The organism is Moorena sp. SIO3A2 (genome assembly GCF_010672265.1).
Taxonomy (GTDB): domain Bacteria; phylum Cyanobacteriota; class Cyanobacteriia; order Cyanobacteriales; family Coleofasciculaceae; genus Moorena; species Moorena producens.
In genome coordinates this window covers 1-8,270 of sequence record NZ_JAAHHC010000104.1, presented here as the reverse complement: position 1 = coordinate 8,270, position 8,270 = coordinate 1, and the positions used below count along the sequence as shown (strand labels likewise).

Genomic DNA, 8,270 nt, shown 5'->3' with positions numbered 1-8,270 from the left:
ACAGCTATCAATTACAAGGAAAGCTGACGGATGGTACTGCAACCTGAGCCTAGAGGATAAGTCAGTGCCGGAGTTCAACCCTGATGACATTATTCCTACTTGGGAAAACTCAATTGGAATGGATGCTATTCTAGATAGAGGCTTTTATCTAGCAATATCCGATGGCAAGAAACTCCCCTCACTTAAACCACTTCGTCGGAATCAAGACAAGTTAACCACAGTTTCTCAACGGAAAAATAAGCGTAAAAAAGGAAGTAAAGCCAGAGGTAAACTAGCAAAACGGGAAGCCCGTATTCATCAACAGATAGCTAGGAGTCGTGAAGATTTCCAGTACAAAACTGCTCATCAACTTGTGAATACAGGTAAGAAAGTCTTCTTTCACGAGAAGCTGAACCTCAAGGGTTTAACTCGTCGCAATACTCCTAAACGAGGGCGAGATGGTAGGTTCTTATCCAATGGTCAATCATCAAAATCAGGACTTAACAAGTCTTGGCTAGATGCAGCCTTTGGTCAGTTCTTTGAAGTGCTGGGTCAGGTAGCCGCAAAAGCTAACGCCAGTGTAGTCGAAGTCAAGCCAAATTACACATCTCAACTCCTCTGTTATCGAGATAAATTTGTGTTCACCGACCGAGATATGCGAGAGTATTTCGATGAGGAATTAAAGCTGATTGTCGATAGAGATGTCAACGCATCAATCAACATAAAGCGAGTCGGGCTGGATGTGTTCCCGACTATAAAACGCCGTAGAGGGAAGCCTGTAGTTGTTGAATCTACTACTAATAGTACCTCGCAGGAAGCTCTGACCGCTCTTTATGAGCATCAGAAGCCCACACTGAAAGCGTAGCGGAGCGTGTGTGGTACATCACAATCCAAACTGCAAAACTTACAAGAAGAAATCGCCACGAATTTAATGGGTATGTACGCAATGACTCGTATCATTGGGCGACCCATGGCAGCACGACATGAAGGTACTATTGTGAATGTTTCTAGTTTAATGGGTAAGGTGGCAGCACCGACGATGGCAAGCTATTCCGCTACCAAATTTGGCATTGTTGGTTTTACTCAAGCCTTACGAGGGGAGTTAGCGCGAGAAAATATCCGGGTAATTGCTTTATTGCCATCGTTAACAGATACTGATATGGCGCGAGGATTACAGTTGTTTCGCTGGGTGTTGCCGATGACTCCCCAACAAGTCGCTAAGGTGTTAGTCGCGAAACTGGAGAAGAACTCATCGGAAATTTTAGTAGGATGGCAAAGTCATTTAGCTGTGTGGTGTCAGCGTTTTTTTCCTTCATTACTGGAGAAAGTGTTACGGATTGCAGCTCCTCTGTCTAGAAATAAAAGTTTTGGAGAAATAAATAACAAGCAACAGGTAACAGGCAACAAGAAACGATTTTGGAGAATAGTTTGGGATTTTGGCTTCTTTAGATCTAGTAGACAGACAAAGGTTTGATCAAGGATTTTATCAAGCTTTAAAAGACAAATTTCCTGATTAATCTTTCCGATTTGAACAGGACTTAGACAGCCTACATATAGATTGCCTGCGTAAGTCCTGTATGGTTGATTAATTTCAAATTCGCGCTCTTTTAAACTCTCCTCCAGAGAAGGAGGAGAGACCAAAATCAAGCCCCTTCCCGTAACTTATCCAAAACACTGCGGTCTTCTAGAGTGGAGGTATCTCCAGCTACCTCTTGACCTGCAGCTAGCGATCGCAATAGCCGTCGCATAATCTTACCGGAACGAGTCTTGGGCAAACTATCAGCAAAGCGAATGTCACCAGGACGTGCGATCGCACCAATTTCTTTGACCACGTGCTGCTTTAGTTCTTGCTTGAGTTCGTCACTAGCGCTATATGTTCCTTCTAAGGTCACAAAGGCAAACACATCTTCCCCTTTTACCTCATCAGGTTTACCGACTACAGCGGCTTCAGCTACAGAAGGATGAGAAACCAGTGCTGACTCGACTTCCATGGTTCCTAAGCGGTGACCAGAAATATTCAACACATCATCGACACGACCCATAACCCAGAAATAGCCATCGGAATCTTTTCTGGCACCATCCCCAGCAAAATAGAAGTATTGGCCATCTTTTGGCTGTATCTGTTCCCAATAGGTACGGCGGAAACGGTCATCATCCCCATAGACAGTACGGATCATACTTGGCCAAGGATGTTTGATAACTAAATAACCACCATCATTCTCCCCAACTGGATTGCCGTCTAAATCTACAATATCAGCAATAATGCCTGGGAAGGGGAAGGTAGCGGAACCGGGTTTAGTGGGAGTAGCACCGGGTAAGGGGGTGAGCATGAAGCCACCGGTTTCAGTTTGCCACCAAGTATCGACAATGGGACAACGTTCTCCCCCAATCACCCGATGATACCACATCCAGGCTTCTGGGTTAATCGGTTCACCCACAGTTCCTAGGATACGTAGGGACGATAAATCACGGGCGTTGGGATGCTGGTCTCCCATCTTAATAAAGGCACGAATAGCAGTGGGAGCAGTGTAGAAGATAGTGACTCCATATTTTTCTACCACATCCCACAAGCAACCGGGATTGGAAGGACGGGGAGCCCCTTCGTACATGAGGCTAGTAGCACCATTGGACAATGGACCATAGACAATGTAACTGTGTCCGGTAATCCAGCCAACATCAGCAGTACACCAGTAGACATCGGTCTCCTTGAGGTCAAAGGTCCACTTGGTAGTCATGTGGGTGTAGAGGTTATAGCCACCAGTAGTGTGAACAACTCCTTTCGGTTTACCGGTGGTACCGCTAGTGTAGAGAATGAAGAGCATATCTTCACTATCCATGGGTTCCGCTGGACAATCAGCAGATGCTCCCGGTTGCAAGTCATGCCACCAGTGGTCTCGTCCTGGTTCCATGTGAATCTCTTGCTTGGTGCGTTCTACCACTAGGACGTTTTCTACTGTAGGTGCGCCATTATTCTCTAGGGCTTGATCAACTTGGATCTTGAGAGGAACAATCTTGTCTTTGCGCCAGCCCCCATCAGCAGTAATTACTAATTTAGCTTGAGCATCGACCAGTCGGTTGTTGAGGGCTCCAGCGCTAAAGCCACCAAAAACAACGGTGTGGGGAGCACCAATTCTGGCACAGGCCAGCATGGCAATAGCAGCTTCGGGAATCATGGGCATATAAATGCCAACGCGATCGCCTTTTTTGACTCCCAGTTGTTTGATCACATTTGCCATCTGGCAAACTTCCCGGTGTAACTGGGCATAGGTTAAGGTGCGGGAGTCTCCCGGTTCCCCTTCCCAAATCAGGGCAGCTTTATTCCGACGCCAGGTAGTGAGGTGTCTGTCAAGACAGTTGTAAGAAATATTAATCTTTCCACCAACAAACCACTTGGCAAAGGGGGGTTGCCAATCTAATACCGTATCCCACTTTTGAAACCAGTCTAGTTCTTGGTCGGCAAGCTGGGCCCAAAACCCTTCGGGGTCAGCTTTGGCTTGTTCATAAAGTTGCTGATACTCCGCCATGCTCTTAATCTGGGCATTTTCCGAGAAGTCAGTCGGTGGCGGGAACAGCCGTTCTTCTTGAAGGATTGATTCTATAGTGGGTTGTGACATAGTTATGGGAAATTACTGATATCTAAGTAAGTAGTCTAGACCTAGCCAAGGCTAAGTCTAATCAAACGATACTCAACACGTCACCCAGTTTGGCATATCCTTGGATTTCTTTAATTTCTGGTTTGTTACTACTCCTCCCTACTCCCTACTCCCTACTCCCTGCTCCCTAAAACCAACTCCTAGTAAGTACCTCACCCAATTTAAAACCGCTATAGTTATGTCAAGAAAAGTACAAGTTTTTCCCCATGACCCCAAGTGGCGAGAGGAATTTGAGCGTGAATCAAAGCAGATTGCTCTTGCCGTCGGCGACAACTTAGTTGCTGTACACCATATTGGGAGTACATCTATTCCAGAACTAGATGCTAAACCGATTATTGATATTTTGGTTGAAGTCAAAGACATTACCAAAGTAGATGAAAATAGTTCAGGGATGGACACAATAGGCTATGAAGGCATGGGTGAATACGGCATACCAGGTCGTCGTTATTTCCGGAAACATAATCAAATAGGAATCAGAACACATCATGTTCATCTGTTTGAAGTTAATTCGCTACAGGTAGAGCGTCACTTAGCCTTTCGAGATTATATGATTGCCCATCCTAAAGATGCCCAAAAATACGGTGAACTTAAGCGAGAACTGGCTAAAAAATATCCACACAACATTGAAGCCTATATGGATGGAAAAGATGGGTTCATCAAAGAAATGGATCGAAAAGCAGCAGAGTGGCGCAGAGAATGTAGAATGTAGAATGTAGAATGTAGAATTTAGAATTTAGAATTTAGAATTTAGAATTGGGAATTAATAATGCATAATTTAGAATTCAATAGAATTTAGAATTGGGAATTGGGAATTGGGAATTTAGAATTGGAAATCCTGCCTTCTGCCTTCTGCCTTCTGCCTTCTGCCTTCTGCCTTCTGCCTTCACCATTTTACATTCTTAATTCTACATTCTTAATTCTACATTCTTAATTCTACATTCTTAATTATTCATTCTTCATTCTAAATTCTTCATTCTGACCTCCTTCGAGAACAATCGCTCCAATAACCCTTTCGGAATTGTCTCAAAATCCTCCAACAAGAAATCCATAATGGCGAGATGGCGCAAGTGAGCAGGAGTGGGAGGGGAACAGCGACGACTGGTGTTAAACCAGCCGTTAACGGTGTGAGTGGAACAGGAGCAGATTAAAGCGATATCTTCTGGAGTTAGGTCCCACTTTTGAGAAAACCGTTGCGGTGTCATACCTAATTCCCAGTAACTGTACAGTCGAATTAGGATTTGTTCTCGCTTCTTGATGCAGTCGCTCATGGTTTTGGGTCTGTGTGCGGAACCTGCGTCCGCACCTGTCTTGATGCAGTCGCTCATGGGGGTTTCCCCCAAGACCGCGCTGCCTCCCCAAGACCGCGCTGCCTCCCCAAGACCGCTTAGGTGCGCTTTCCGTTGGCGAATTAAATTCGCCACGGGTCGCACCTCTGCATCGCTCAGTGATGGGATAGGGATAGGAATTTCCAGGCTTGGAATTCCTATGGGCAAGCTGTTCAAGGCGCTCCATTGCTTGGTGGTAATCGATGGGATGATCAACTAATCGCGTCTTGATGCAGTCGCTCATGGGGGAAACCACGGCAGTCGCTCATGGGGGGGACCACGCCAGTTGCTCATGGGGGAAACCCCCAAGACCGCACTGGCTCCCCAAGACCGCGCTGCCTCCCCAAGACCGCGCTGCCTCGCTTTTCTGGCATGATAGAGTTACCTAAAGTTTACTTTGGGGGGAGAGCCGCGCTTCCTGGTTGGTCGCCTACGAGCGCGGCTCTTTTTGTTATGAGTATAGTATAACAATTGGCTAGGGTTGTTGTCAACCTAAAAATAAAAAAAATCAAGGCACTTTATAAAAAGTGTAATAATTAGTTACATGTTTAGGATTATAATGGTAAACCTTTTAGAGAGTAGCTGGATTCTGGATTATTGCATGAACAAATTGTAAGTATTCAGCCATCATGTGAAGCATTATAATTATGCTTACTTTGATGGGTATGCAACAACCGAATTAATAATATTTCAATTCAGTGCTGAGTGCAGAAATGGCACTGGAGTTTCTGGATGAAGACCAGAAACCCAAGGTAAGATTGTGCGAAGCGCCATTAGTAGAAAGTGCGATCGCAGCCGTCTTCGCCATAACTAGCAACTTGGGTTATTAGCACTGTTATATATTTATTATCCTCATAAAACTCATAGAAAAACTCATATAAGTAGTCAGGGTAAACCCATCTAATTTTTTGGCGTTGCTGAATAATGGAATGATTTTAAGAGTGTTTAGGTGCGCTTTCCAATGGCCGGGGAACCCGGCCTTGGGTCGCACCTGTGGAATGGGCATCTTGCCCGTTCCTGACGGCGCGCACCAAAGCGCGAATTTAATTCTTAATGGGTCAAGGGCACCGGATGTTTTCGGGCGGGCAGGATGCCCACTCTACTCCTATTCAAAAGAAGATTCAGCAACCCCCTTTTTTTCTTATCAGGTGTCATTTGAGAGCTAATTATTAAAAATTTTTAGGTAAATTGAATTAATATATATGATTTTTGTCATTTTGTCAAGTAGTTCATTTGTTCTATAAGTTTGACCTGCTCCCCGTTAACCCTGACTACTTATATGAGTTTTTCTATGAGTTTTATGAGTTTTATGAGTTTTTCTATGAGTTTTATGAGTTTTATGAGTTTTTCTATGAGTTTTTCTATGAGTTTTTCTATGAGTTTTTCTATGAGTTTTTCTATGAGTTTTTCTATGAGTTTTATGAGTTTCGCGGGAGCAGGTCAAATTCGTAGAACAAATGTACTCAAATCACTCATAACTGCTACTGAAGCCCCGAAAACACTGTAGTTCAAGGGTTTGTAGTTCAAGTGTTCTTACAAAATTGACCTGCTCCCCAAATATTCGGTGTGACATGCTCCCCCTATTACCTATTCCCCATGCCCCATGCCCCATGCCCCATGCCCCAGATCATGTACTAATGTTGCTGCATTTGTGACATGCTCCCTGAGTTTTTCGTGAGATATGAGTTTTTCTATGAGTTTTTCTATGAGTTTTTTTATGAGTTTTTCTATGAGTTTTATGAGGATAAGAGATATATAACAGGGCTAATATTAAATTGTTCTAACTAACAATTAGGAACTCGAAGGAGTTTAGTTATGGCCAGGGCAAACGCATCTTGTTTTTGAAAGACAGGCGGGGTGAGGATTTCAGCGATCGAGCCCTGTTTGAAATCAATTGATGGGGAGCAGGTTAAAGTTGCAGAACAAATGAACTATTTACCATCAGAGCAAGCTTAAACTCTGATTAAATTCTTATTAGATCGTTAGCTAAGTGATCGATTTACAAATATGAGATCAACCCGAATTGAGTTTGGTGTTTCAGCAGGACTGACGCTGGCAACAAACCTAAATTATCATGCCCAATCGGGCGACAAGACTGAAAAAGAAACAAGTTCTTGGGTCGAGTCGCTCCTGGAAAAACTGTCTGATGGCGATAGCAGCGCCTTTTGGCCCCTGTGGGACAACTATAAAGACTATCTTTACCATCGCTGCTTGAGCTGGATGGGGGGTAATCCCTCCCAAGCACAAGATGCTCTTTCTGAGATTATGCTGAAGGCTTGGGAAAAATTGCCCAAATTTGCTGCAAAGATTACTAATATCAAAGCATGGCTGACCAAATTTGCCCGTAACTTCTGTATAGACCGACATCGAGAAAACAAATCTGAGGCAATCGGATTAGAAAACCTCGAAGCTATGGCAGTGGAAGAGGGCTTGGGGTTGGCTACCGAATTCGATACCCCAGATTTAGTTGTAGAAAAGAGCGAACTATTAGAGGTAATCCTTAGTGCTATAGAGGATTTGCCGGAAAATCAGCGCCAGGTATGTGTCTTGCGCTTTGAGCAGGAGTTGTCTTACCAAGAGATAGCTCAACGACTGGCAATTTCCAACAATAGCGTTCGTAAACGTATCCAACGAGCTAGGGCAAGACTGCAACAGCGGTTAACTAAGTATCTAGCTGGGTTAGATGAGAAGGCTTACGGGGAGATCGCCAAATTGCAGAAAATTTGGGGATTAGAAGAGCAAAAGAGTAAGGAAGAAAAAGACGAAAAAAGCTATGTCACTCTCTCAAATAAAGAAATAGGAAAAGGGGAGCAGGAGACAACTGAGAAGTTGGAGCATTTAAGGCCGATGGCAGTGTGCGACTCGGCTCCCGTTGAAGAGCCCAACCAGGATTCAGATGCAATGGTAGAGGAGATAACCTTACTGGATAAGCCAGCATTGGCACTTGAGCTACTAGAGGAGATAACCTCACAGGTAGAAGCAAATTTGGCAGTTGAGGCAGAATCTAAACTACTAAAAGTAATCCCAATTAAAAAAGAGCCCAGAAGTAGGGATACCAAAAGCCAGCAAACCAGATATAAATGCTATCGATAGGTTTATCTATCAAAAAGAGGAGATATAGCGCTACGCGCAATGGCATTGGCAAGAGGCAAGAGGCAAAGGTGCGCTTTCCGCATCTAATTATTAGTAAGGATTCAGGTGTGGGGAGAAGGGATAAGAGAAGGAGCTTCGGGCAAGTGACCAGCAACAGCCATCAGAGCTTGCTCAAAGAAATCCATCACCGAACGTCCCTGAAAACGACAAGTTTGGACAA

At 44.2% G+C, this 8,270-nt stretch carries 7 protein-coding genes and 1 pseudogene; 6 read left to right on the top strand and 2 right to left on the bottom strand.

What is annotated here, in order from left to right; all coding sequences use genetic code 11:
- The coding region (locus F6K64_RS37630) for an RNA-guided endonuclease InsQ/TnpB family protein (protein WP_287267966.1) at window positions 1–844 on the top strand (844 nt) is incomplete at its 5' end.
- Window positions 845–865: 21 nt separating this feature from the next.
- Window positions 866–1,453: pseudogene (locus F6K64_RS37625) on the top strand (SDR family NAD(P)-dependent oxidoreductase); the annotation flags it as partial.
- 169 nt (window positions 1,454–1,622) lie between these two features.
- Here F6K64_RS37625 and acs read toward each other — a convergent pair.
- Window positions 1,623–3,593 carry an acetate--CoA ligase gene (gene acs, locus F6K64_RS37620; protein ID WP_287267964.1) on the bottom strand — a complete coding sequence of 657 codons (1,971 nt, stop codon included), beginning with the start codon at window positions 3,591–3,593 and terminating at the stop codon, window positions 1,623–1,625.
- Window positions 3,594–3,810: 217 nt separating this feature from the next.
- Between acs and F6K64_RS37615 the strand changes: the two genes are divergently transcribed.
- The gene (locus tag F6K64_RS37615) at window positions 3,811–4,341 is read left to right on the top strand and encodes a GrpB family protein (protein WP_502708102.1); all 531 of its coding nucleotides are present in this window, start codon (window positions 3,811–3,813) and stop codon (window positions 4,339–4,341) included.
- Between the two features lie 247 nt (window positions 4,342–4,588).
- On the opposite strand, the gene F6K64_RS37610 is transcribed toward F6K64_RS37615, so the two are convergent.
- Window positions 4,589–5,053, bottom strand: coding sequence for a hypothetical protein (locus tag F6K64_RS37610; protein ID WP_287267961.1), 465 nt, complete (start codon window positions 5,051–5,053; stop codon window positions 4,589–4,591).
- 602 nt (window positions 5,054–5,655) lie between these two features.
- Here F6K64_RS37610 and F6K64_RS37605 point away from each other — a divergent pair.
- From F6K64_RS37605 to F6K64_RS37595, 3 genes are all read left to right on the top strand, one after another.
- Window positions 5,656–5,787, top strand: a complete 132-nt coding sequence (locus F6K64_RS37605) for a PTS sugar transporter subunit IIA domain-containing protein (RefSeq protein ID WP_287267960.1) — start codon at window positions 5,656–5,658, stop codon at window positions 5,785–5,787.
- 379 nt (window positions 5,788–6,166) lie between these two features.
- Window positions 6,167–6,409, top strand: coding sequence for a hypothetical protein (locus F6K64_RS37600; protein WP_287267958.1), 243 nt, complete (start codon window positions 6,167–6,169; stop codon window positions 6,407–6,409).
- A 555-nt stretch (window positions 6,410–6,964) separates the two neighbouring features.
- Window positions 6,965–8,050: an RNA polymerase sigma factor gene (locus F6K64_RS37595; RefSeq protein WP_287267957.1), complete on the top strand. Its 1,086-nt coding sequence runs from the start codon at window positions 6,965–6,967 to the stop codon at window positions 8,048–8,050.
- Window positions 8,051–8,270: the final 220 nt, after the last annotated feature.